The sequence below is a fragment of the Microcoleus sp. AT8-B5 genome (assembly GCF_036705565.1).
GTDB lineage: Bacteria > Cyanobacteriota > Cyanobacteriia > Cyanobacteriales > Microcoleaceae > Microcoleus.
Map to the genome: position 1 here is coordinate 1 of NZ_JAUBUY010000118.1, position 1,562 is coordinate 1,562.

The window sequence follows — 1,562 nt, forward strand, 5'->3', positions numbered from 1 at the left end:
TGCGTCTCCTAACACATCTCTTGATGAAGTTATTCGTGCTTATTGTGCATGAAGAGTGTCTCATACTTATTTGAAATGACTAAGTAGGTAGGCGTAAAAAAACCAAATCATGTTAAGATAAGTAAACACTCAAGATTTGATTTACAAAATCAACAAATATGGGCGCACGTTTAAGAGTATTTCTCAATGAAGAAGAAGACCGAACACTATTTGAATTGAGGACAGCAACAACAGTACCTCAAAAAGTAAAAGATCGAGCACAAATTATTAGATTGAACTCCCAGGGATGTTATGTAGAGGAGATAGCAGCTCATTTTAAGTGTAGAGAGCAAACAATTAGAGAAGTAATTCATCGGTGGGTGAAAATGGGTTTGGCAGGATTATGGTCAACCAAAGGCAGAGGGGTCAAACCCAAATGGAAAGAATCAGACATTGTTCATCTAGAAGAATGTCTCAAAAATGAACCACGCAGATATAATAGTCGTCAACTTGCTCAAAAATTAGAACAGGAACGCGGCGTCAAATTAAGCCCTGACAGATTAAGACGCATCCTCAAAAAAAAAAGATTATTTGGAAACGAACCCGACCAAGCCATAAAGACAAACAAGACCCATTACAACGCTCGATAAAACAGGCAGATCAAGATATGTTAGAGTTGGCAGCGGCGGCGGGAGAAATCGATCTGAAATATCTGGATGAATCAGGTTTTTGCTTGTGGAGTTCCACTGGATATACCTATTACCCAATTGGAGCGCAAAAACGGCTAGAGCAAACGAAACGAAGGGGTCGAAGACTTAGTATTTTAGGCTTGCTACAGCCGTGTGTCAGTTTCGCGTATGGGTTGGCGGTCGGGAGTTTTAGCAGCAAATCATATATCACTATGATGGAAAATGAAGCACAACAAGCTGAGCTGGAAATGAAATTAACTGGACGGATCAGAGTGATAATTCAAGATAATGGTCCCATACACAAATCCCTGGATGTCCAACAAAAATGGTCTCAGTGGGAAAGCCAGGGATTGTATATTTTCTTTCTCCCTAAATACTGTTCAGAAATGAACAAGATTGAACTGGAATGGCAACAACTTAAAAATCATGAACTGGTCGGAAAAATGTTTGAAGATGAACTCGCTCTTGCCTACGCAGTAATGGATGGAATTGAAGCGAGAGGGCGACGAGGAAATTATACAACTAATCGCTTTAAATTCAGTTCCAATTCTAGTTGTTAACATTTCTTTACTTACCTTTGTTTTTTTATACCGACCTACTTATACAACCAAACACCAACTGAAACAATCATCAAAAACAACAAAGCCCCTATCTGTATTCCAGAAAGAGGCTTTAGTGATTTGAAATAAAATCCCAGGCATCGAGCTATTTTCTCAGGCAGTGACCCGCCAAATATCTTCGCCACCGCAGCGTTTAACAACCGAGTTCGGGATGGAATCGGAGTGGTGCCACTGCGTCATAGACACCTAGAAAAACTGTAAGGGTGAAAAACCCTGAAGACTGCAGAGAATTAAGTCATCATCATCACCATGTAGAAAGAGAGGTCAAGCCCTC

Annotated in this window: 1 rRNA gene and 1 pseudogene; one reads left to right on the forward strand and one right to left on the reverse strand. The window is 40.3% G+C overall.

The window, feature by feature from the left end:
• The first annotated feature begins 158 nt into the window (after window positions 1-158).
• Window positions 159-1,228, forward strand: a pseudogene (locus QUB39_RS30440) (IS630 family transposase).
• 132 nt (window positions 1,229-1,360) lie between these two features.
• Here the strand turns inward: QUB39_RS30440 and rrf are convergent.
• Window positions 1,361-1,478: ribosomal RNA gene (rrf, locus tag QUB39_RS30445) — 5S ribosomal RNA — on the reverse strand.
• Window positions 1,479-1,562: the final 84 nt, after the last annotated feature.